The following is a 20,884-nucleotide window of genomic DNA, read 5'->3' as shown; positions in this document are numbered from 1 at the left end:
CGTGACGTCAGACCGCGATGCTTTGCGCGAACTTGAGCAGGTAGCGGTCCGTGATGCGCTGGCGGAACGTCAGGTCTTCGAGCGGAGGGGTCGGGCAGAAGTCGTAGTCGAGGAAGCCCTGGCCGGCCTTCAGCGAATCCTTCTCGTTGGCGGCGGGATCAAACCAGCACTCGCCATCGATGAGGTAGCCCGCCGTCTTCCACGCGCGGAACTTCGCGTTCACACCGTCCACGATCTCTTTGATCAGCGTGCGGCTCATCGGCTGGTCGACCGCCCACATATGCGCCTCGGCCATCGTGTCGGCGATCACCTGCGCGGTGCGCACGTAGTTCTCGAAGGCCCATAGCTTGTCCTGGGAACAGGTACGCGATCCCCATAGACGGTAACCGTCCGAGTTCACGAGCGTGGTGACGTCGTGGCCGTTCAAGTAGCCGGCATCGGTATTCGGATCCTGCAGATCCCAGAACACGTCGCGGCTGATGCCGGTGACGCCGTTCACGACGACGTTCGAGATCGTCTTGTGCCAGCCCATTTCCTCGTCGATCTTCGCGCGCATGCCGAGAGCGCGCGCCGTCGCCCACGTGATGTCCTCGGCGTTGGTTGCGGTGTTCCAGTTCACGAAGTCCGGCCAGATCGTCATCAACTCGCGCTGACCAAAATTGGCCCGGTGGGCGACCGCCTCTTCCTTGGTCTGCGCGCCGAACGCGCTGACGTATGCGAAGCCGCGCAGCTTCTGTGCGATCGTGGCGAGCTCGGCGGCAACCGGCAGCGTGTCGAGGCCGGGACAGCCGAGCACGCGCGGCTTTACCCCGAGGCGGCTCTTCGCGGCCAGCAGCGCCTTCATGCCAGTGTACTGGCCGTCGGTCGTCGTGGTGCCGATCACGTTGCTGGTCGTCGCGTCTGCATCCTTGCCGGTCGGCACCCGCACGGCGACGATCATCGGCGAGGTTTGCGCGGCGATCGCATCGAGCGCGCGCGCGAGCGTGCCCTTGGTGCCGGCCTTGCCGATCGCGGCCTGCACGTCCGTGATGAGGGTGGGACGGTTTTCGGGGAAGGTGGTCGGATCGGCGTCGTCGCCGGTGCAGACCATACCGATCACGGCCGTGCTGACCGTGCGGATGGGGCGCGTACCGTCATTGATCTCAATGACGCGTACGCCGTGGTGGTAATCAGAGGGCATGCAATCTCCCGGAAGTGAGGCTCCCGAAAAGATTGCCGTTCGCGCGCGCGCAGATCACGCCCGCGTGGTTGTGCAGCGGTCGGCCACAACCGAAACCGCTGCAGGATGGCGTTATGCAGCGACGGTGGGTTTGTTGAGCCCGGCAAGGCGTGGCGTCGCGACCTGGTGGTAGGTGGGCTCCGGCTCACATCCGATCCAGTTCTGTTTCATTGCGACTGACGCGATAGACCTCGGCGGGCCGGGTCATGCACCAGAACGACCACGACCGTTGAACCTTGCTGTCGTACTGGAACTCCGGGTAGATCGTCTTCACGCCCCGCAGATGTACTTGCTCGACAGCGACTGGCCGCGCGAGGCGCCGGTCGTGCCGCCGGACGAGTAGGGCGGATCCGTGGAGGTCAGATCGACACAACTATCAGGTAGCGCGCGAGCACGTTCGGTGCGTCGGCTTGGTGAATGCGGTTGATCAGGTCAGCGGAAATGAGTAGTTGCATGGAGCGACCCCCTCGTAGCGGAGACTCGGCGGCCTGCGGGTAAGCGGCGCTCGGCCCTCAACACGTTCATAGCCCGACAGCGCGGGCATTTGATGGTGAGCCGGATGTACTCGCCGGCTCCGAGTTTTCGGTTACAGCTTCCGCAATGGATGTCCTGTATGGGGCACGCGCTTCGATTGACCATCTGGCAAGTCTGGATGTGCTCCCAGCGGCGGTTGTTACTGCGTGGTGACGTCGTCGTTAGATAAAGGGATAGAAAGTTAAAAAAAAACGTGTCCGTAAAACGATTGCGAATTAAGACACATATGCGCTGAGCCTTAACGAAACGTACAATCACTGTCGGCTCGACGTGCCGTGACATTGCCTGCTATTTGGCCACAAACTTAGCGTTCCGCAATAAACGGAAGGGGAAATGAAAACATCGAAAGTTATCCGTGAAATCGCAAACGAAATAGAAAATGTTTTTCGCAACAATGAGTTGGCAGAGCCCAATCCTCTCGCTTTGGCTCAGCTCGAGGTACTGCATAGCCGCATGCGTCTTCACTGCGGCTACTGCTTTGAACGAACGACAAAAATTATTTCCCTCGCCAAAGACTTCTACAGTGTGCGCAAGCATCAGTTGCATCCCGGGGGAGCCGACGGCGTGCTGCGCGATGTTTGCGTAAACCTCGAAGAGATGCGTGCCTGGGCAAGCTTGTGGGAGAAGAACGGCAAATAACGACTTGGGGCGTCACTCGCCGACCGCCTCTCTTCCAGAGCGCTTACGCCACGCCTTCATCATCAGCAGTCGCACTCGGCACCGACGGCGCAACATACGGCGCCGGCTCCTTCGGCCACACCACATTCGGGAACGTTTCGCGATTCAGCGTATGCGTGAGCCGATCGGCATACGCAGACCATGCGCGATAGTTGTACTGCTCTTCGTCCGACAGCTCGCCTGCCGCATACGCGTCGGCTTTCCCGTCGATAAAGCTCTTTGCCTTCGCCATTCGCGCCTCGAATTCCGCAAGCGCCGGTTCGCACGCGACTTCGAAGGGGACCGGATCGTCGGGCCAATGCACGGTGTCGGGGAAGCCGTCCGACTGAATCGCGCGCACCAGATCGAGTTGATAGGCCGACCATGCGCGGAAGTAATACACCTCCTCCATCGACAACAGCCCTGCCGCATACGCGTCCGCCTTGCCGGCGTTCATCTGACGCGCGCGCGCCATACGTGATTCGAACTCGACCATCGCTGCTTCCCGTGCTCGTTGAGCCACGAGCGCGGGATCGAGGACCCAGCCGCCGTCGCGCCACACGTGCTCCGGCGACGGACGTGGAATTTCGGTGAGCCCCTGTGCTTCGGGCGTCGTGCCGGCCGCGAGGATTTCGGCCGGCTCGCCGGTGTCCTGTCGATACAGAACCTGTCCGCGGTGATCAGGCAGGAGAGTCCATGCACCGTTACGGTAAAACGGCCAGGTGCGCGGCGTGCGCTCCGGCAGTGGATCGAGCGTACTGAACGCTGGCACGAGCCAGCGATTCGGGTTCTTCGGATCCACGTCGGCGAGATGGCTGGAAATGTACTGTCCGGTTTCGGCGTCGTATTGATGGATGAGCATAGGTGTCGTTTCAGTAAGCGCGAATCATGGCGAGCATGGCGATGTTCCGGGGACGGGCCTCGTTGCCGCCGTCCCCGTTCACGGTAATGGCATGCGCGTGTGCGCCGGCGCCGCCGATCCCGACGTTATGGCTGTGCGTGCCGGAGCCTTCGGTATTGAACTCGTGTGCGTGATCGCCGGACCACGCGATGTCGGCCGAATCGCCTGCACCGACCGCCTGCTCGGAGCCGCTACCGGCCTGGTCGGAACCGGTTAGCGACCCACCGTAAGGCGGCCGCAGTAAGCGGCTGAAAATCCCGTTGTTGTGATTGTGTCCGCCGCCGCCGCCCGTCCAGCCGTGGTGACCATGCCAGCCTTGCGCGTCCGTCCAGGCGCCGTGCGTATGGTCGCCGACGGCTGCCGACGATGCCCCGTGCGCATGCCATGCGTTCTGGAAGCTCTGGAAAGTGCCAATCCCGCGCGCAGAATCCGCGCCGCGGCCGTCGTCCCAGCAGCGCAAGAATTCGCCGCGCAGCTCGGGCAGACGGAACGTCGTCGCGCCGTCGCCCGTCGAGAAACACCCCCAATTGTTCTGCCCCCACGCCGACTCGGCGACGAGCGCGCCGCTCGCCTGTGCGTACGCCCACAGCGCGGGATAGTCGCTGCGGTTGACGAGCGCGCCGTTCAATTTCAGAAAGCCGGCGCGCACGCTGGTGCGCGGCTCGAACACGATCGTGCCGATGCCGGCCGACGCGATCGCTGCGACAACCCATTCGGTCGTTGGCACGCGCTTCGATGCGTCGCCCGATGGCGGCGTTTGCGCCGTAATGAGGCCGCCGACGTCGAGCGTGCCGCGAAAGCCGGTATTGCCGGTACGCGTATCGAACCAGTGCGAAAACTCTGTTCGCGGTACGGGCATGCCGTCGATCGTTGGCGCGAACCCGATGCCATACCACGACCGCAACGCGACGTTGGTCGTCGAGGCGGATGCGCCATCACCATTGCCGGCGCCGAGAATCGCGCCGGTTCCGCCCGGTGCGGACGCGAGATGCACGACGTCCCGTGTGCTGACGCGGCCCGTAAAGTCTGCGCCGGAAAGATTGGCCTTCGCGTCGAGCCGTGGCTTGAGCGTAGCCGGCGTCACGGCGCGCGTCGCGTCAGTGCCTGCGGCGACCTCTTCCGTCGTCGCGAGCTCGACGACGCCCTTGCGGTCCATCGTCGCCGGTGGGTTCAGGAACGTGGCGGGGCCGAACTGGAGCTGCGATGCGTCGATCGACTTGAATACGATGTCGCTCGCAAGCAGCATCATCGCCGCCGGAGACTTTTCCAGAATGGGCGTGTCCTGAACGTAGACGCCGAAGAGCACACCGTTGTCGAGGTACAGACCGTACGCGAACAGCGAATACTGATCGTCGGTGTCGTCCTGGATGACGACATGCACTGTATCGGGCGCGACGTTTTCGCCGCCGAACGTGGTCACGCGTTTGCGCTCGGCGGGCATGGTTTTCATGCCCTTGTCGAAGGTGAATGCCGCGGTGCCGAGACCGACTTCGGTCACGCGGCGGGCAACCGTGCCGGTATTGCCAGCTGCGACGAGCGCCGCGCGTCCGGCGTCGGTAATGTTGATGAGGTTTCCAGCCATGTTCAGGTTTCCGAGAGGGACAGCCGGCGATAGACCGCGGCGCGTGCACCCGCGCCGACGTGCTGCGTGCCGATCGCGCTGTAGCCTTGCTTGAAGATGTAGTGCGCGGTTCCCCGCTTCGCCCGATCGACTTCGGCGCGAATGTCGGCGACGTACTGCGCGGTGGCCGGCACGCCTTCACGACTGCCTACCGTCATCACGATCTCGAACGTGCCCGGCACGCCGCGCGGCGTCATCTCGAACCATTCGCGCATCACGACGTTCGCGCCGAACGACGCGCAGACGTCGCGCACGGCGTCGGCCGTGCCCTTTTTGCGGGCGATGCGAATTGCCGATTTCACACGCGCGCGCTTGACCTGCTCGGGCCATTCGTCGCGCCACGTGTCCACGCCCATGTGCCACGCGAGCCACGGCAGAAAGCGCAGCGGGATCCGGTCCGGGTCCATCAGCGTGTCGAGCTCGACCGGGATGTCGAGCAGGTCCGCATTGGCTTCGGCCAGGCGTCGCTCGAGCGCCGTCGCGTTCGGCGGCAACAGTGAACGGGTCGGTTTATTCATCGGCTACCCCGCCGTCGATCAGCTCGATACCGGTGCAGTACGGCGCCTCGTCGATCGCGATCGGCACGCCGTTGGCCGGCGTGTCGAGCAGCACCTTCTGGACGCCGGCCACGCGCATTGATGCATACAGGCCGTCCAGCGTGATCTCGGAACCAGGACGGTGCATGGCATCTGCGAACTGCTGGGCGTTCTTCCGCGACGCAGCGATCGCAACGGCGCGGTCCGGTCCGTTGAAGAAGCGCAGCGTCGCGCGGATCGCGTACGGCACGATCTTCGCGCTCTGGACAATGACCTCGTCGGCCTGCGGGCGCTTCTTTTCGAGGTTCTTCCGGACGATGCCGAGCAGTTCCTCGCTGGCCGTGCCGTCGCCTTCGCGCGATAGGATCGTGACGATCATCACGCACGGCGACGGGCTGTAGGCGGTTGCCGCCTTCACACGCCCATCCGCCGCGCGTGCGTGGAACACGTACGCATCGTCGGGGCCGGCTACCGAAAAGCCGCGCGGCGCGAGCTGGATGCGCTCGCGCAGGCTGTCGTCGTCCTCGTAGACCGGATCGATGCCGTTGTCCGGGTCACCGGCCGAGATCAGCAGACGTTCGACATCGAACAGCGCGCCGATGTGCTCCAGCGTCGTGCGCTTCGCGTAAGCGAGCAGCAAGCCGCGCGCCTTCTCGTTCACCAGCGCGAGCAGCAACATTTTTTCGTAGGCACCTTCCTGCAGCAGTTTGACCATCGGCTCGGATTCGAGCTCGAGGGCGGCCGCGATCTCGTCCTGCTGTTCCTTTGGGTACAGGGAAATGAGCCGGGCCTTCTTCTCGGCGAGGATCGTCTCGTAGTCCAGCTCTTCGACGATGTCCGGGGCCGGCAGCTGCGACAGGTCGATCGGCGTCGTTCTCATTCCGCGCCTCGACCTGCAATGCGGCCACTCGTCGTGGGCAGGCGCATGGAGAAAGGCGTGCCGGCGCGCGGGCCGTCGGTGCGCTCGCCATGCAGCTCCAGCACGGCACCGCCGTCGATGCCGGTGGCGGCGAAATCAACCTGATTGACCTGAATCCGCCGCTCCCAGTGGGCCAGCGCCATGACGGACGCCGCCATCACCCGCATGCGCATCAGCGGATTAACCGGCCCGTCGATGAGCGTAGGCAGAAGCGAACCGTAGTCGCGCCGCATGATGCGCGTGCCGAGCGGCGTGAACAGGATGTCCGCGGCGGATTGCTCAATGTGGGCCTGGCCGGCGATCGCGCGGCCAGTGCGTGCGTTCATGCCGATCATGCGCCACCCGCGAGCGGTTTCGAGGTCTGCGCGAATTCGCCTTGCGCCTGGTGCGGGTGCTTCACGAGGCTCACGTTTTGCGACTGCACGTCGACGTCTGCTGACACGACGCCGGTGAAGTGGGCGCTGCCCTCGATCTCGATCACGGCGCGCGTGCCCGTGCCGCCTCCATTCTTGCCTGTGGCGCCGGACTCGAATTTGAGTGGTCCCTTCACAAGCAACGCGCCCGTCACGGTCGTATCGTCGGCGTCGAGGGTGACGGTCTTTGCCTTGACGGTTGCGCTGTTGGTTTCGACCGTGACGCTGCCCGGCGCGACGACATGCACGGTCGCGCCGGCGGGCAGCGTGGCGGTGAGCGCGTGCGCCGCGAAGTCGTATGCGATACGTGCGCCGTCGCCGTACATGCGCACGTGTTCGTGCGGATTCGAGCTGGGCGCGTCGTGACCGTCGCAGTACACCCCAGGCAGGAACAGACCGGTGGTCGGTTCACCCGACGGACACAGCAGCAGTCCGGGTTCGCCGATCGATGGCGGATCCCACACGATGCTGTCGCCGGTGCGCTGCGCGAGCCAGCGAATCCAGTCAGTTTGCAGGCCGCCTGACTCGACGCGCACGCGACGGGCATCGTGGTCGACCTCGATCACGGTGCCCTCGCGCAACAGGCTTTCGAGGCGGCGATTCAGATCAGCAAAATCATCCATGCGGCAAGGATGCCGCGCGCGCGGGAGATGGTCATGCACTGGATGTTGTGCAGGAACCTGTGACAACCACTGCTGTTCGTCACCTAACGTTCGAGCTCTTCAGTCTGAAGTATCAGTTCGTCTGCTTCGAGCTGCAGTGTTCGCAAATTGTGGCATTCGGCCAAATCGCGAATGGCGTAGAGCCTCTTGCGCCAGTACTTTGGTTCAGCAATCCGGGTTTCCGACGCGAACTGGTTTCGTGACGCGCGAAGAATCCGGATTGCATTTCTGATATGTACTAAGTCCTTCTTTATGGAATCGTGTGGGTACATGATCACACCGTCGTATTTGCAGATGAGCACGTAATGCACGCCAATATTCAGACGTTTTTCGACGTGTCGGGAGTAGTCCGGAAGTATGCGGGTGCGTTTGCGTTGACAGCATGAAACATGTTTTCTCGGTGTAGCGCAATGAGGGTTCGCCGCTGCGCAACCGCGCGAAACCTACCGCGCCAGAAAATCGAGGACGATGTCCGCGATGCGCTCGACGTCGGCGTCCGCGAGACCCAGCAGCTCGCGCGCCGGATACTGCACGATCGGCCCGTTGCGCTGCACCCGATCGCGCAGGCCCTCCTGATGCACGCGTGCGATGCGCTCGACGTCGCGCGTGAAATGCAGCACCGACGCATCGGCGCTCGCGGCGGTTTTCAGGAAGCGGGCAGTGCGCAGCTTGGAGAACATCGCGCGCCGGATGCGGCCCTTCTTGCGCCGCGCCTGCGGCTTGCGCGGCGTGTATCTGCTGCCGTCTGGGTTGCGGGCTTCTGCGATGCGTCGCGACTGGCGCCGGCGCAGTTCGGCCGCGAGTTCCTTCGCTAGGCGCGCACGCTGCGCACTCGTGAGCTGGCCCAGCAGGCCGGACGCCCATTCCTCAGCGCGCGAGAGACGATCGGCCATCACGTTCCCGCGATCGGCGGCTCGCCAAAGTGGCGGATCTCGAATCCGTCCGGCCGCTCGGCGACACCGACGCGCTCCGTCAGCTTCAGCAGGATTTCGACATCGGACTTCCCATTGTCGAGCAACTCGGCCTGGAACTTGAACCCATCGCGGCAGAGGTCGCGGTTCAGCAGCAGCTCGGGCTGGTGGACCTTCAGCCACGCGATGATCGGCACCATCAGGTGATCCGAATGTCCGGCGTAATCCGTCACGACGATGTCGAGCGTGTACGCATACTCGAACGACAGCGAATTCGCTGCGGTGACGGCAATCGACCCGTGTTCGATGAAGATGTGCAGCCGGTCCGGATCGCGCGCGAACTCGGGCAGGGCGGCCGTCAGCGCTGCGCGCAGGCTGTTCGGTTTGTTCACGGCGCCTCCTTCTCGATGTCACGCACGCGCGCCTGCAGAGCGATCAGCTGTTCGGCGTTTTCGTGGCAGGTGGTGTAGTTATCGGCGACGGTCGCGGCGACGGCAGAGAGTGCAACGCCCGCGGCGGCCGCATCAGTACTTCCGGGATGTCCCACCGGCACATTGGCGGCGGCTGCGTCGTGCACGCGCACAAACCCGAGAGGAGCAACACAGGCGCGATCAGCTTCGCGATCCACATAAACGGGTACCTCCTTGACGATGGTGTCGCCCTTTTCGCGGACGACCCGGACACGGTCGACGTACCGCGTGACGATCTTCACGTCGCGACGCGCCGCGTCGCGCTCGGCTATCCGTTCGCGCACGTCGCGCTCGAGCGCATCGATGTGCTGACCAGCGCTGACCAGGCGCGCATGCTGAATCGTGACGACGACGGACGCAGCGGTCAGCACGACGCAGCTGCCGATGAGGATGCGGGTGCCGGCCATCATGCGGCCGCCCGGCTGTAGCGGTCGAACGCCCGTTCGAGCCTTACGTCGTACAGGTGATCGGCGTAATCGCGGCCGTTGTACAGCTCGGCGAACTTCGCCCATTTCCGGCCGCGCAGAGCGGCGAGCAGCGCCTTGTCAGCGAGGATGAAGCGCACGAACGCCTCGAGGTGCTCGGCTTCGCTGACCTTCATCGCTTCGACGAACGCGAACACGTCCGGATAGCCGAGCAGGTTCCAGTGAAAGCCCATGATTTGGAACCCGCCCCAGCTCGCCGCTTCGAGTGCGCACGCGGCGGAAATTTGCGACGCAGTCGCCAGGCGCGCGTATTCCGCCGTGCCGCCGGCGTAGCCACCGGGCTTCGAGTTGACGACGCCCGGATACTTCGCCGCGAGCGCGTCGGCGTCCAGGCCGGCGGCCGCGAGCTGCCGATACATGACGTGCCGCTCGAATAGGATCACGGGGCGGCCGTCCGGCAGAAAGCCGGCGCCGCGCGACTCGACTTCGTTGACTGCACGCACGGCCGCGAGATCGACCTTCAGCCGATCGGCCGCGCGCTGTAGATCCGCATCAGTCAGGTGCCGCGGATCGCGCCGGCCGGCTGCCAGTGCCGCCCACGTCTTCGGGCCGGCGATGCCGTCGGCGACCAGGCCGTGCGACGCCTGGAATGCAACCACGGCGCCGCGCGTCGCGCTGCCAAAGATTGCGTCGGTGTTGATGCGCGCGCCGGCCGCGATGAGTTGACGCTGCAGGTAGGCGACGTCGGCGCCGCGGTCGCCCAGGCGCAGGGTTTTATACATGGCGCCCCCACGGTTTGAACTGCAGCACACGCGCGATCAGCGAGTCGCGCGGATTGCCGCGGTGGAACAGCTCGACGACGTTGCCGCGCACGCCGTACACGGCCAGGCACAAGACGCCGACGAGGACGGTGTCAGCCACATTTGCCGGCGGCAGCATGCCGAACGCGGCGCGAATGGGCGCGGCGCCGGCGGCAACCGCGAGTGCGTAGGCGAGACACGACGCGAGCGGTCGGTGGGCGCTCGTGCCGCGGCGAAAAATCACCAGACGCAGCGCGAGCGCGGCGCACAGCAGCACGTAGACGGCCGTGAGCATCACTTTTCCCTCCCCTTGAACACGTTCAGCAACCGGTCGGGCGCGTCGGCCTGCGCGATCAGCCACAGCAGCAGCTTCACGACGAGTGCCGAGGCGATCAGCGCGCCGATGCCGGCGTGAACTACGATTCGCGCGGGAAGCACGACGTCGAGGCCGGCTGCGAACAGGTCCGCGGTCAGGCATCCGGCCACGAACGAGATCACGAAGAACGCGACCCGTTTAGGGATCGATGGGTCGGCCGCGGTCATCACGAACAGCAGCGAGCCGGCGAAGGCGCCCATGACGACATTCGCGTCGACGCCGGGAAACAGCGACAGCGTCGCGACACCGAGCGCCGCGGCCGTCGCGGACGACGTGGAAATAGGTTCAGCCATTCTCAGTCCCATAACTGGAGCCGCTCGGCGCCGGATTGCGCCGCTTGCGGTACTTCGTCGGGCAGCTCGACGAGCAGCCCGTGAGGCAGGATCGGGCCGTACTGCGCGAGATCCCGGTTCAGCTCGAGCACCGCCTCGACGACACCGCGCGTGCGGCCGAGCACGCGCCAGCACAGTGCGTCGACGGTTTCGCCCTGGAGCGCGCGCACCCACATCAGGACAGCTCCTGACCGTCCGCACCGTAATGGGCGACGAGCCGCGGTTTCAATGACGCCAGCCGACGCGCGCGTACTGCGGCCCGCAGCATCAACGACGCAGTGTCGAGGTCGGAGCACAGAGCGATTTCGCGCCAGAAGAGCCCCGCGATGCGGCGCTGAACTTGCAACGGTGCCGCGACGTGTCGGCCATCAATGACGCGGTCCTGCGGCAGGCGACGGATTCGGTACGTTGCTCGCATCAGATGAGCTCCACGGTCACGCGCGGCCGGCCGACGATGTCGCTGATCGCCCAGCGCGCATCGCGGCGTAGTTCGTCGCTCTGAGGCTCCAGATCGTCGGCGCGGCGTGCGCCGTCGCCGGTCGTGTCGTAATCGCGGTACCGCTCGATGAGCGTCGCCTTCGCCAGGCAGTACACGGCGCGCCGGTAGTGCTGCAGCAGGACGCTTTCGCCGTCGAGCTGGTCGGCCGGTACATCGGCGAGCCGGGCGAAGCCGGCATCGCGCCACGCCGTGCGCGCCGTGCGCAATTCGTCATTGACGCTCGCGATCGCCGCGAGCAGCTCGTGCCGCAAACGGGCATCGGTCACAGATCCGTCGAGGCGCATCGTGTCGCGTGCGTGTTCGAGTGACACGTCCGGGTAGAACGCGTCGTTCGCAATCGGCGGCGCCGCCGTATGCGGCGGCTGCGCCAGCGGCGGGGTCGAGACAAAGGACATGGTCGGGCTCGTCATGTTGAAAAGGTGAGGCGGTGGACGGGGCTTTCGCGCGGCCAGCGCCGGCTACGGCCCCGTGCCGCCCGGTGCGCGGGGTACGCTCGGTCTCAGCCATCGGGGCCGCGCTGGCCCCCGCTGGCAGAGTTTTTCAGCTCGCGCTCGAGCCGCTCGATGTCCTTCTTCACGCCGACGTTCGCGAAGAGCTGCAGCGCGCGGCGCAGGTGGTCCAGGGCACGCGCCGGCTCGGCGGCGGTGAGCCCGTAGCCGATCGCTTTGTGCAGCTTCGCGCGCACTTCATCGGGCATGTCGGCGCCCGTCGTCAGTTGCTCGATTTCGAGCAGCGGCTCGACCTGGATCGGCTCGCCTGCGCGATGCGCGCGCAGCGCGGCCTCGGCGAATTCCTCGACGAGCAGGCACGGTGTGCTGCGCTTGTACTGGTCCGGCAGAGGCAGGCCGTGCCGCAGCGCGTACGCGCCGATCTCCAGCGCACCGCGGAAGTCACCGACGTCGACGCGCCAGACCATGATCGTCATCAGCACGTCGTCCTGCGCGCCGGCGGCACCCTCCAGCACGCCCGCGACCCAGGCGTCGTACGTCGGCAGGAATTGCCGCTTCAGATCGGCCTTGCGCTCGAGCGACTCGACGGCCTTCAGCGCGCGGCGATGCTCGTCGAGCTGCGCCAGCATCAGCGTGTACGCCGAGTCGTCGCGCAGCCCGCCGACGCCCGCCGGCGTGCCGCGCGCGGCCTTCGCCGCGACAGTGCGCTGGAAGTGTTGGCGGAACGGGTTCGTCATGCACCACCCTGCGCAGCAGCCGGTGCGTCGTCGACGAGCTGGATGTTTTCGACCACGCAGCCGGCGCCGTACTGCTCGATCACGTACGCATCGTTCGAGCTTTCGTAGTTTTCGACGCGATCGCGCTCGGGAACTTCCTTCAGCGAGCGCCGGCGCGCGCTGATTTGCCAGTAGATCGACAGGTTGTCCAGTCGCGTGACCATCAGCGCGTGAGCCGGGAAGTACGGGACGGTGACGGCCGGCAGGTTGCCGAGTCGCTTCTGCGACACGACGATGTCGGTCGCGAGCGTCTCGGTCGACGGCTGCGCCTGGTTGATGAGCGGGAAATACTTGTCCTGCAGCAGCTCGCGCCCACAGATCACGACGAGATTCGGGTCTTCCGCGTACCACGGGTCGAGGAACTCGTTGCGCGCGAGCGTGACGACGGCGTCGAGGTTTTTGAATTCCTCGCCCTTGCCCACCTTGGCACCGGAGAACACGCGTTCCTTCGCGTTGTTGCGATACTGCTGCAGCCAGCCGATGTTCACGTCCTGCAGCAGCGGGTTTGCTGCGAGGTCGGTGTCGGCCGCGACGCGCTCGCCGTTCCAGCCGATCATGATGCGGTCGAGCGCCTGGCGCACAATGATCGAATCGCGCACACGCGCCTGGAAGTCCGGAAACTTCGCCCACGCGTCGAGCTGCTGGTAGCGAATATGGGTGTCGTAGTTCGTCTTCTCGCAGCGGTATTTCTGGTTGTCGAGCGCCGAGACGTCGCGCGTCTCACGCGCGCGCTTGGTCGTATCGGTGCGGCTCGCGATCGGGCCGGAGACACCAAGGCCGATCTTCTCGCCTTCCATTTCCTCGACGCCGTGGATGTTGATCCGAGAGAGGAATGCGCTCGATTCCTGAATTTTCGTTTCGAGCGTTTGCTGCACGCTGGGCACGACGGAAAACTTCTTCGTCGCATCGCTGATGCCGTTCAGTTGTTCAATACGCTCGACGTAGCGGTTATAGAGCGCGCGGGTGTCGTTCCGCATGGATTCTCCGTTTTACGAAAATGGGTGGTGAGGTCGATCAGCAGTCGGTCAGCACGGCGTTGTCGCCGCCCGTCGACGTCGGCCGTTGCTGCCGATCGCTATCGGTGCGCGAGAGCTTCTGCACCAGATCGGAATGACGCGCTTCAGCGTCTTTCAGCGCGCGCTTCACATCGGCCAGCTCGTTGCTGAACCGCTCGACCTGATCGAGCACTTGGCTCTGGCTTTCGGCGACCGCCACGACCGACTGCGAGAGATCGGAGAAGCGCTGATCGTCGGACGCTTCCTTGCGATTGAGCAGGCTGCGGACCTTGGAGAACAGCGAACGCGCCGCGTCGCGTGCGCGCGCCGGGGCGTCGTCCTCAAGCTCGATGTCGGCTTCCACCGCGGCGCTGAAGAGGTTTTCAGGGCGGAGCTTGCGCGTGTCGAACGCACGGTTCTTCGCGCTGAAAGCGAGCATCTCCGTGCCGAGGCTCGCCGGGTTGTCCGTGACGGCCAGACCGACCAGATACGCCTCGCCGGTGCCAGCGAAGTCCGGGTCGACCTCCATCGACGTGTAGACCTTCTGGCGCTGCTCGGTGGTCATCGCGATCAGATCCTTGGTCGGCGAGAGCTGCGCGAGCAGACGCATCTTGCCGTCCTGCTCTTCGGCCTTCAGCGCAATCACGTCGCCATACGAACGAAACGCGCCATCGGGATAAAGCCCGCGAATGTGTTCCATGTTGATGCGCGCGCCGTACACCGCGGGGTCGTACGAGCGGGCCATCTGTTCGAGCATCGCGCGATCGATCGTGCGGCCGTCCGTGGTCGCGCCTTCGGTCGCGATCCGGAAAAACTTCGTCTTCTTCGTGTCCTGTGCCATGTGCGAAACCTCTGAGAGGGCGGGGAGCTGTATTCAGGGATTTCAGTGTCGGCAGTTCGCGGTGGCGTCGCAATGAACATTGGTTGTGTATGCAACGAGTACAACCGGTGGCAGTAGGACTCGCGCGCGCGCGTCGGTAGCCTTGCCGCATGACTGCACTTCTCATCGATTCATCCGACGTTGATCCACGCCGACGTGCGCGTGATCTCTACTGGCAGGGCTATCGCATCGCGCGCATCGCCGACATGCTCGGTGAGAAGCCGGCCACGTTGTACAGCTGGAAACGGCGCGATCGATGGGACGAGACCGAGCCGGTTGATCGCGTCGCGCTGTCGATCGAGGCGCAGCTGATTCGGCTCGTCGTGAAGGAGAAGAAAGAAGGGCGCGACTTCAAAGAGATCGACCTGCTGACGCGTCAGCTCGACCGGCTGCGCGCGCGCCCGGCGAACGACGCGAAGGTGAGCCAATCCGGGAGCGCGGGCAGCGCGAGACGGTCGCGGAGCGCGGACGAGCGCAACGCATTCACCGACGAGCAGATCGAGAAGCTGAACGATGCATTCCTCGAATCGATCTTCGACTATCAGCGCACGTGGTATCGCGCGGGCTTCAAGGAACGGATCCGCAACATCCTGAAGAGCCGGCAGATCGGCGCGACCTGGTACTTCGCGCGCGAGGCATTGCTCGACGCGCTGAACACCGGCCGCAATCAAATCTTCCTGTCGGCCAGCAAGGCGCAGGCGCACGTATTCCGTCAGTACATCGTCCAGTTCGCGAAAGACACGGTGGGCGTTGAGATGAAGGGCGACCCGATCGTGCTGCCGAACGGCGCGACGCTGTACTTCCTCGGTACGAACGCGCGCACCGCGCAGAGTTACCACGGCAACCTGTATTTCGACGAGTACTTCTGGGTGCCGCGCTTTCAGGACCTGCGCAAGGTCGCGTCAGGCATGGCGATCCACTCGCAGTGGCGCCAGACGTATTTTTCGACGCCGTCGAGCCTCGCACACGACGCGTATCCGTTCTGGTCTGGCGCGCTGTTCAATCGCGGCCGCCCGAAGGATCAGCGCGTGTCGATCGATATTTCGAATGCCGCGCTCACTGCGGGCCGCGCGTGCGGCGACGGCCAGTGGCGGCAGATCGTGACCGTCGAGGACGCCGTGCGCGGCGGCTGCAACCTGTTCGACCTCGAGCGCCTGAAACTCGAATACAGCGCCGACGAATACGCGAACCTGCTGCTGTGTCAGTTCATCGACGACTCGCTGTCGGTGTTTCCGCTGTCGGCGCTGCAGCCCTGCATGGTCGATACCTGGGAAGTGTGGGACGACTTCAAGCCGCTGTATCTGCGCCCATTCGGCGACGAAGAGGTGTGGATCGGCTACGACCCGTCGCATACAGGCGACAGCGCCGGCTGCGTCGTCGTGGCGCCGCCGAAATATCCGGGCGGGAAGTTTCGTGTGCTCGAGCGGTTCCAGTGGCACGGCCTCGACTTTGAGGCGCAGGCCGGTCAGATTGAGGCGCTGACCCGGCGCTATCGGGTCACCTACATCGGCATCGATACGACCGGGATCGGGCAGGGCGTCTACCAGCTCGTCACGAAGTTCTTCCCGGCCGCGACGCCGTTCCACTATTCGGTCGAGATCAAGACGGCGCTCGTAATGAAGGCGCAGAACGTGATCCGCAAGGGCCGGTTCGAATTCGACTCGGGTTGGAAGGATCTCGCCGCGTCGTTCATGGCGATCAAGAAGACGATCACGCCGAGCGGCCTGCAGGTCACGTACAAGGCAAGCCGCTCGGAAGAGGCGAGCCACGGCGACTTGGCTTGGGCGTGCATGCACGCGCTCGCGAACGAGCCGCTCGAGGGGGCGACAGGTACCAACACCGGATTCATGGAGATTTTCTGATGTCACGCAAGTATCGACGCGGCGCCGCGCGCCGCGCACACGCTCGCAGCGAGCCGGCTGGCGACATGCAGTCAGCGCCGGCGCACGCGGAAGTGTTCTCGTTCGGTGACCCGGTTGCCGTGCTCGACCGACGTGAGCTGCTCGACTACGCCGAGTGCATGCAGATGGGGAACTGGTACGAGCCGCCGCTGCCGTTGGACGGGCTCGCTCGGTCGTTTCGCGCAGCGCCGCATCACAGCTCGGCCATCTACGTGAAGCGCAACATCCTCGTGCAGTCCTACATCGAACATCCGCTGCTGTCGCGCGCGGACTTCAGCCGGTTCGTGCTCGAGTACCTGGTCTTCGCGAACAGCTACCTTGAGCTGCGCACGAATCGGCTCGGCCAGCCGATGGCTCTGAAATGCTCGCTCGCGAAATACACGCGGGTCGGGATCGAGCCGGGCCAGTACTGGTTCGTGACGAACGTGCGCGAGCCGCACGCGTTTCCCGCGGGCGCGGTCTATCACCTATACGAGCCGGATCTGAACCAGGAGATTTACGGGCTGCCCGAATACCTTTCGGCGCTGAATTCGACGTGGCTAAACGAGAGCGCGACACTGTTCCGACGGCGGTACTACAAGAACGGCAGCCATGCGGGATTCATCCTGTACATGACCGACGCGGCTGAGAAGCAGGAGGACGTCGACAATCTGCGCGAGGCATTGCGCAACGCGAAGGGGCCGGGCAACTTCCGGAACCTGTTCATGTACGCGCCCAAGGGCAAGAAGGACGGCATCCAGTTGTTGCCGATCGGCGAGGTCGCGGCGAAGGACGAATTCTGGAACATCAAGAAGGTGACGGTAGAAGATCAGCTCGCGGCGCACCGGGTGCCGCCGCAGCTGATGGGCATCATCCCGTCGAACGCTGGAGGGTTCGGTGACGTTCGTAAGGCGGCGGAGGTGTTCAACGAACTCGAGATCGAGCCGCTAAAAGCGCGGCTGCAGGAGGTGAACGACTGGCTAGGCGTCGAGGTCGTCCGCTTTCGCCGGCACACGCCGGTCCTATAGCTTTTGCGTGGCCGATATTAGGAGTGGGGCGCTTGCCCCACTCCTACTGAAGAGACAGGGGCAGAAAAATAATCTTAGGTCGCGCCGGTCTCGAGGTGGTACTCCAAAAGATTGATAATACGCCGGGCCTTTTGTCATAGTTATAACAGCATGCTGTTCCGAGCGTAAAGTCGGTTTCACCAGGAGGGAGCAATGACAACCGTGTGCATGCAGACAGTTGTCAGCAGTAAAACTGTTCAGGTCGTCCTACTGGCGGAACAAGCCACCGCCAAGATTTACATGGTCAACAGCGATGGTAGTTCGCAGCAGCCGCGAGCGATGAGTGTGCGGGAGTACCTGGGCCTGTCAGGAATTTTGTGTTTAAGGCATAACATGCTCCCAAGGAGAGTTTATGCCTCGCAAACCGAAAGCCCAGCCGGCGGCTCTGCCGGCGATTCCTGCCGAGCTGCTTGAGCAGTTCGGCAACGGTCCGATGACGGCTGAAGCCATCAATGCCGCAACGCTGGCGCTCAAGAAGGCGCTGATCGAACGGGCACTGGGCGGCGAGATGAGCCATCATCTCGGCTACCCACCCGGTGCTGCCAAGCCGGCCAACGCCACGAATCAGCGCAACGGCAAAGGGGCCAAGACGGTTCTGACCCAAGACGGTCCGATCCGTATCGAGGTGCCGCGTGACCGCGACGGCAGCTTCGAACCCATCCTGATTCCCAAGCACGAACGGCGCTTCACGGGCTTCGACGACAAAATCGTCGCCATGTACGCCCGAGGCATGACCGTACGCGAGATTCAGGGCTTCTTGCTGGAACAGTACGGCACCGAGGTCTCGCCCGACTTCATCAGCTCAGTGACAGACGAGGTCATGGCCGAAGTAACCGCCTGGCAGGCCCGACCGCTCGAGCCGATGTATCCGGTCGTGTTTTTCGACGCACTGCGGGTCAAGATTCGCGAAGACGCCGTCGTGCGCAACAAGGCGGTGTACCTGGCGCTGGGCGTGCTGCCTGACGGCACGCGGGAAATCCTGGGCCTGTGGATCGAGAATACAGAGGGTGCCAAATTCTGGATGAAGGTATTCAACGATCTGAAGACGCGCGGCGTTCACGACATCCTGATTGCCGTCACGGACGGGCTCAAGGGCATGCCCGAAGCGCTGGCCGCCGTGTTCCCGGCCACCACGCTGCAGACCTGCATCGTCCACCTTATCCGCAACAGCCTCGATTACGCCAGTTGGAAGGACCGCCGGGGCTTGGCCGCGGCGATCAAGCCGATCTACGCCGCTCCCAGCGCGGAAGCGGCTCAGGCCGAACTCGATGCGTTTGCGGATGGGCCGTGGGGCCAGAAATTTCCGACCGTCAGCAGCGCGTGGCGCAACGCCTGGGATCGCGTGATCCCGTTCTTTGCGTTTCCGCCGGGCGTGCGCAAGATTATCTACACGACGAACGCGATTGAAAATATCAACTCGCAGCTGCGCAAGATCATCAAGACCCGTGGTCACTTCCCGAGCGACGAGGCCGCCACCAAACTCATCTGGCTGGCCTTGCGCAACATCACCGCGAATTGGGGAAGTGCTGCGCATGTGTCAACGCCGGTTGAAAACTGACCCCTTTGTCGGCGCTCGCGCCGAAGTAAATTTGCCCCCCTGGGGTTGAAGGGTTATTGGGCAGCAGTCCGAGCCCGAGCCGGGCTGTTGCCGGCTTTGCGCTTGTCCTTGAGCCGATAGCTTTCGCCACTGATCTGCACGATGTGAGCGTGATGCAGAAGGCGGTCGAGCATGGCTGCCGTGAGCGTCTGGTCGTCGGCGAAGGCGCTGGCCCATTGAGGGAAGGGCAGGTTGCTGGTCAAGATGATGCTGCCTCGCTCGTAGCGCTTGGCGACCACCTGGAAGAACAGATTTGCTTCATCGCGCCCGAAGGGCAGGTAGCCGATCTCGTCGATGACGAGCAGACGTGGGCCAAGCACGGCTCGATTGAAGTACTGCTTGAGCTGTCCTTGCCGATGTGCCGCGTTCAGCTGCAGGATGAGATCGGCGGCACTGATGAAGCGGGTCTTCACGCCAGCCATGGTGGCGCGATATGCCAGGGCAATTGCCACGTGGCTCTTGCCCACGCCGGAGGGTCCGAGCAAGACGATGTTCTCGGCACGGTCGATGAATGCCAGGTTGGCCAGTTCCTGGATCTGCGCGCGGGGTGCGCCGCTGGCGAAGGCGAAGTCGTATTGCTCCAGCGTCTTGACTGCTGGCAGCGTTGCCATCTTCAGTAAGGTCGAGCGGCTGCGCTCCAGTTTTGCCTGGTGTTCGCCGCTCAGGATCTTCTCCAGGAAATCGGCGAAACTTGCTTGCTCGTCGGCGCTTTGCTGTGCGAGGTGGGCCCAGTCGGCCGCGATGCGCTCGAGCTTGAGCTGGATGCAGAGCTCGGCGATGCGTGCGTGCTGCAGGTTCATGCGGCATGCTCCAGTAAGGCGCCGTACACCGACAGCGGGTGCTGCAGGCTCTCGTGCGGAATCACCGTATCTGCAGTTTTTACGGTAACGGCCGGCGGCGTAGCGAACGCCCTGGGCAGGCTCATCAAACTATGTCGCTCGTGAGCAAGGCGCACTTCGGGCTTCTCACCCGTCGTGCCGTGGATGCGTTGCTGCGCCACCTCTGCCAACCAGCGGCCGATATGGGCATTGGCCGTATCGACATCGAGGAGCAGGCCGGCCGTCTTCAGCGTCGCAGCCAACGGGGTGACGAAGCTGCTCTTCAGATAGCCGTTGAACCGTTCGACCTTGCCCTTGGTTCTGGCTCGATAGGGTCGACACAGCCTGGGACGAAAGCCAAACTCATCGGCCAACGAGGCAAGTGCTGGGTGCCAGCGATGTTGACCCTGGCCGTATGCATCGCGTTCGGTGACGACCGTACCGGCGTTGTCGAAAAGAACCTCTTCGGGCACGCCGCCGAAATAAACAAATGCTTCACGTAAGCCGCGTAGCCAAGCCGGGCTGTCTTCTCTCTCGGAAAATAGCACGAAGGTGGCGCGGCTGTAGCCCAGCGTGGCGACGAAGGCCTTCAGCGGATGGCGGCCTCGCCGTATCGTCGTGAAGTCGGCCTGCATCTGCTTGCCGGGTGGGGTCTCGAACCGCACCACAGGCTCGGCGGGACGAACCTTCAACGGCGCCAGAAACGCCTTCAACTGACTAATGCCGCCCGTGTAACCGTGTTCACGGATCTCGCGCAGAAGAACCGTCGCCGGAATCCAGTGCGGATGGGCCGCCTCGATGCGATCTCGCAGGTACTGCGTGTACGGGTCCAGCTTGCGTGGCCGCGCAGCCCTCGGGCCGTAGCTGGGAGGCGTCGCCTCACCGCGCAGGTATCGCCTGACTGTGTTGCGCGACACGCCCAACTCTCGCGCGATCGCCTTGATGCCGTGGCCCTGACGGGCCAGTACTCGAATCTCCAATGATTGCTCCTGGGTCAACATCTTGGCGGCCAAAAGCCGCCATCATCGCCCAGGGGGTCAGTTTTACCTCGGCGCCAGGGGTCAGTATTATTGATCCGGCCCTTGCGCACTTGAAATTTTCTGCACCACCCTCAACTCGGATTCATGCAAGCAACCGACATGAGATC

26 protein-coding genes and 1 pseudogene are annotated in these 20,884 nt (G+C 64.0%); 4 read left to right on the top strand and 23 right to left on the bottom strand.

The genetic code is table 11. The annotated features are described in order from the left end of the window. Nucleotides 1-7 precede the first annotated feature (7 nt). The 3 genes and pseudogenes from CDN36_RS01820 to CDN36_RS01815 form a co-directional block, all read right to left on the bottom strand. Nucleotides 8-1,180, bottom strand: a complete 1,173-nt coding sequence (locus CDN36_RS01820) for a phage tail sheath protein (RefSeq protein ID WP_039220631.1) — start codon at nt 1,178-1,180, stop codon at nt 8-10. A 196-nt stretch (nt 1,181-1,376) separates the two neighbouring features. Further along, a pseudogene (locus CDN36_RS22500) lies at nt 1,377-1,674 on the bottom strand (site-specific DNA-methyltransferase); the annotation flags it as partial. Then, nucleotides 1,652-1,858 (bottom strand): Com family DNA-binding transcriptional regulator, encoded by a 207-nt coding sequence (locus CDN36_RS01815; RefSeq protein ID WP_209016906.1) that lies wholly within the window; start codon nt 1,856-1,858, stop codon nt 1,652-1,654. The gene CDN36_RS01815 and the pseudogene CDN36_RS22500, both read right to left, overlap by 23 nt. Nucleotides 1,859-2,086: 228 nt before the next feature. On the opposite strand from CDN36_RS01815, the gene CDN36_RS01810 reads away from it, so the two are divergent. Further along, nucleotides 2,087-2,392, top strand: a complete 306-nt coding sequence (locus CDN36_RS01810) for a hypothetical protein (RefSeq protein WP_233622486.1) — start codon at nt 2,087-2,089, stop codon at nt 2,390-2,392. Nucleotides 2,393-2,435: 43 nt separating this feature from the next. On the opposite strand, the gene CDN36_RS01805 is transcribed toward CDN36_RS01810, so the two are convergent. The 18 genes from CDN36_RS01805 to CDN36_RS01720 form a co-directional block, all read right to left on the bottom strand. After that, nucleotides 2,436-3,272, bottom strand: coding sequence for a tail fiber assembly protein (locus CDN36_RS01805; protein ID WP_006416672.1), 837 nt, complete (start codon nt 3,270-3,272; stop codon nt 2,436-2,438). Between the two features lie 10 nt (nt 3,273-3,282). Continuing rightward, nucleotides 3,283-4,893 carry a phage tail protein gene (locus CDN36_RS01800; protein WP_006416637.1) on the bottom strand — a complete coding sequence of 537 codons (1,611 nt, stop codon included), beginning with the start codon at nt 4,891-4,893 and terminating at the stop codon, nt 3,283-3,285. Nucleotides 4,894-4,895: 2 nt separating this feature from the next. After that, complete coding sequence (locus tag CDN36_RS01795) at nt 4,896-5,450, bottom strand: phage tail protein I (protein WP_006416657.1); 555 nt, start codon at nt 5,448-5,450, stop codon at nt 4,896-4,898. Next, nucleotides 5,443-6,348, bottom strand: a complete 906-nt coding sequence (locus CDN36_RS01790) for a baseplate J/gp47 family protein (protein WP_035952854.1) — start codon at nt 6,346-6,348, stop codon at nt 5,443-5,445. Before CDN36_RS01790 ends, CDN36_RS01795 begins: the two co-directional genes overlap by 8 nt. Then, nucleotides 6,345-6,722, bottom strand: a complete 378-nt coding sequence (locus tag CDN36_RS01785; protein WP_059939075.1) for a GPW/gp25 family protein — start codon at nt 6,720-6,722, stop codon at nt 6,345-6,347. The genes CDN36_RS01790 and CDN36_RS01785 overlap by 4 nt, the downstream gene beginning before the upstream one ends. Continuing rightward, nucleotides 6,719-7,423 (bottom strand): phage baseplate assembly protein V, encoded by a 705-nt coding sequence (locus CDN36_RS01780; RefSeq protein WP_035952850.1) that lies wholly within the window; start codon nt 7,421-7,423, stop codon nt 6,719-6,721. Before CDN36_RS01780 ends, CDN36_RS01785 begins: the two co-directional genes overlap by 4 nt. A 482-nt stretch (nt 7,424-7,905) precedes the next feature. Then, on the bottom strand, nt 7,906-8,355 hold the full coding sequence (locus CDN36_RS01775; protein WP_006416674.1) for a phage virion morphogenesis protein: 450 nt from the start codon (nt 8,353-8,355) through the stop codon (nt 7,906-7,908). Further along, a complete protein-coding gene (locus tag CDN36_RS01770; RefSeq protein WP_006416691.1) occupies nt 8,355-8,765 on the bottom strand; it encodes a phage tail protein in 411 nt (136 codons plus the stop codon). The genes CDN36_RS01775 and CDN36_RS01770 overlap by 1 nt, the downstream gene beginning before the upstream one ends. Then, nucleotides 8,762-9,253 carry a hypothetical protein gene (locus CDN36_RS01765; RefSeq protein WP_105856146.1) on the bottom strand — a complete coding sequence of 164 codons (492 nt, stop codon included), beginning with the start codon at nt 9,251-9,253 and terminating at the stop codon, nt 8,762-8,764. The genes CDN36_RS01770 and CDN36_RS01765 overlap by 4 nt, the downstream gene beginning before the upstream one ends. Continuing rightward, complete coding sequence (locus CDN36_RS01760) at nt 9,250-10,050, bottom strand: N-acetylmuramidase domain-containing protein (RefSeq protein ID WP_006416662.1); 801 nt, start codon at nt 10,048-10,050, stop codon at nt 9,250-9,252. Before CDN36_RS01760 ends, CDN36_RS01765 begins: the two co-directional genes overlap by 4 nt. Continuing rightward, complete coding sequence (locus CDN36_RS01755; protein WP_006401820.1) at nt 10,043-10,363, bottom strand: phage holin family protein; 321 nt, start codon at nt 10,361-10,363, stop codon at nt 10,043-10,045. Before CDN36_RS01755 ends, CDN36_RS01760 begins: the two co-directional genes overlap by 8 nt. Further along, entirely contained in the window at nt 10,363-10,737 is a 375-nt protein-coding gene (locus tag CDN36_RS01750; protein ID WP_035952833.1) for a putative holin, read from the bottom strand. Before CDN36_RS01750 ends, CDN36_RS01755 begins: the two co-directional genes overlap by 1 nt. 2 nt (nt 10,738-10,739) lie before the next feature. Next, the gene (locus tag CDN36_RS01745; RefSeq protein WP_006416676.1) at nt 10,740-10,952 is read right to left on the bottom strand and encodes a tail protein X; all 213 of its coding nucleotides are present in this window, start codon (nt 10,950-10,952) and stop codon (nt 10,740-10,742) included. Next, on the bottom strand, nt 10,952-11,194 hold the full coding sequence (locus CDN36_RS01740) for a hypothetical protein (RefSeq protein WP_006416667.1): 243 nt from the start codon (nt 11,192-11,194) through the stop codon (nt 10,952-10,954). The genes CDN36_RS01745 and CDN36_RS01740 overlap by 1 nt, the downstream gene beginning before the upstream one ends. Then, complete coding sequence (locus CDN36_RS01735; RefSeq protein ID WP_105765309.1) at nt 11,194-11,670, bottom strand: head completion/stabilization protein; 477 nt, start codon at nt 11,668-11,670, stop codon at nt 11,194-11,196. Before CDN36_RS01735 ends, CDN36_RS01740 begins: the two co-directional genes overlap by 1 nt. 104 nt (nt 11,671-11,774) lie before the next feature. Further along, complete coding sequence (locus CDN36_RS01730) at nt 11,775-12,461, bottom strand: phage terminase small subunit (RefSeq protein ID WP_006416678.1); 687 nt, start codon at nt 12,459-12,461, stop codon at nt 11,775-11,777. After that, nucleotides 12,458-13,477 (bottom strand): phage major capsid protein, P2 family, encoded by a 1,020-nt coding sequence (locus tag CDN36_RS01725; RefSeq protein WP_006416656.1) that lies wholly within the window; start codon nt 13,475-13,477, stop codon nt 12,458-12,460. The genes CDN36_RS01730 and CDN36_RS01725 overlap by 4 nt, the downstream gene beginning before the upstream one ends. A 37-nt stretch (nt 13,478-13,514) precedes the next feature. Beyond that, the gene (locus tag CDN36_RS01720; protein ID WP_006416683.1) at nt 13,515-14,336 is read right to left on the bottom strand and encodes a GPO family capsid scaffolding protein; all 822 of its coding nucleotides are present in this window, start codon (nt 14,334-14,336) and stop codon (nt 13,515-13,517) included. A 149-nt stretch (nt 14,337-14,485) separates the two neighbouring features. Between CDN36_RS01720 and CDN36_RS01715 the strand changes: the two genes are divergently transcribed. From CDN36_RS01715 to CDN36_RS01705, 3 genes are all read left to right on the top strand, one after another. Continuing rightward, nucleotides 14,486-16,237 (top strand): terminase ATPase subunit family protein, encoded by a 1,752-nt coding sequence (locus tag CDN36_RS01715; protein ID WP_006416670.1) that lies wholly within the window; start codon nt 14,486-14,488, stop codon nt 16,235-16,237. Further along, entirely contained in the window at nt 16,237-17,283 is a 1,047-nt protein-coding gene (locus CDN36_RS01710; RefSeq protein ID WP_039220592.1) for a phage portal protein, read from the top strand. Before CDN36_RS01715 ends, CDN36_RS01710 begins: the two co-directional genes overlap by 1 nt. Nucleotides 17,284-17,674: 391 nt before the next feature. Beyond that, nucleotides 17,675-18,880 (top strand): IS256 family transposase, encoded by a 1,206-nt coding sequence (locus tag CDN36_RS01705; protein ID WP_287495863.1) that lies wholly within the window; start codon nt 17,675-17,677, stop codon nt 18,878-18,880. 53 nt (nt 18,881-18,933) lie between these two features. Here CDN36_RS01705 and istB read toward each other — a convergent pair whose 3' ends face one another. Both istB and istA read right to left on the bottom strand, forming a co-directional pair. Continuing rightward, nucleotides 18,934-19,719, bottom strand: a complete 786-nt coding sequence (istB, locus tag CDN36_RS01700; protein WP_006397377.1) for an IS21-like element helper ATPase IstB — start codon at nt 19,717-19,719, stop codon at nt 18,934-18,936. Continuing rightward, nucleotides 19,716-20,738, bottom strand: a complete 1,023-nt coding sequence (gene istA / locus CDN36_RS01695) for an IS21 family transposase (protein ID WP_053299169.1) — start codon at nt 20,736-20,738, stop codon at nt 19,716-19,718. Before istA ends, istB begins: the two co-directional genes overlap by 4 nt. Nucleotides 20,739-20,884: the final 146 nt, after the last annotated feature.

It is taken from the genome of Pandoraea sp. CB10b_02 (genome assembly GCF_002216225.1).
GTDB classification, from domain to species: Bacteria; Pseudomonadota; Gammaproteobacteria; order Burkholderiales; family Burkholderiaceae; genus Pandoraea; species Pandoraea nosoerga.
Note: the sequence above shows the minus strand (reverse complement) of the source record. Positions and strands in the feature narration are given on the sequence as shown.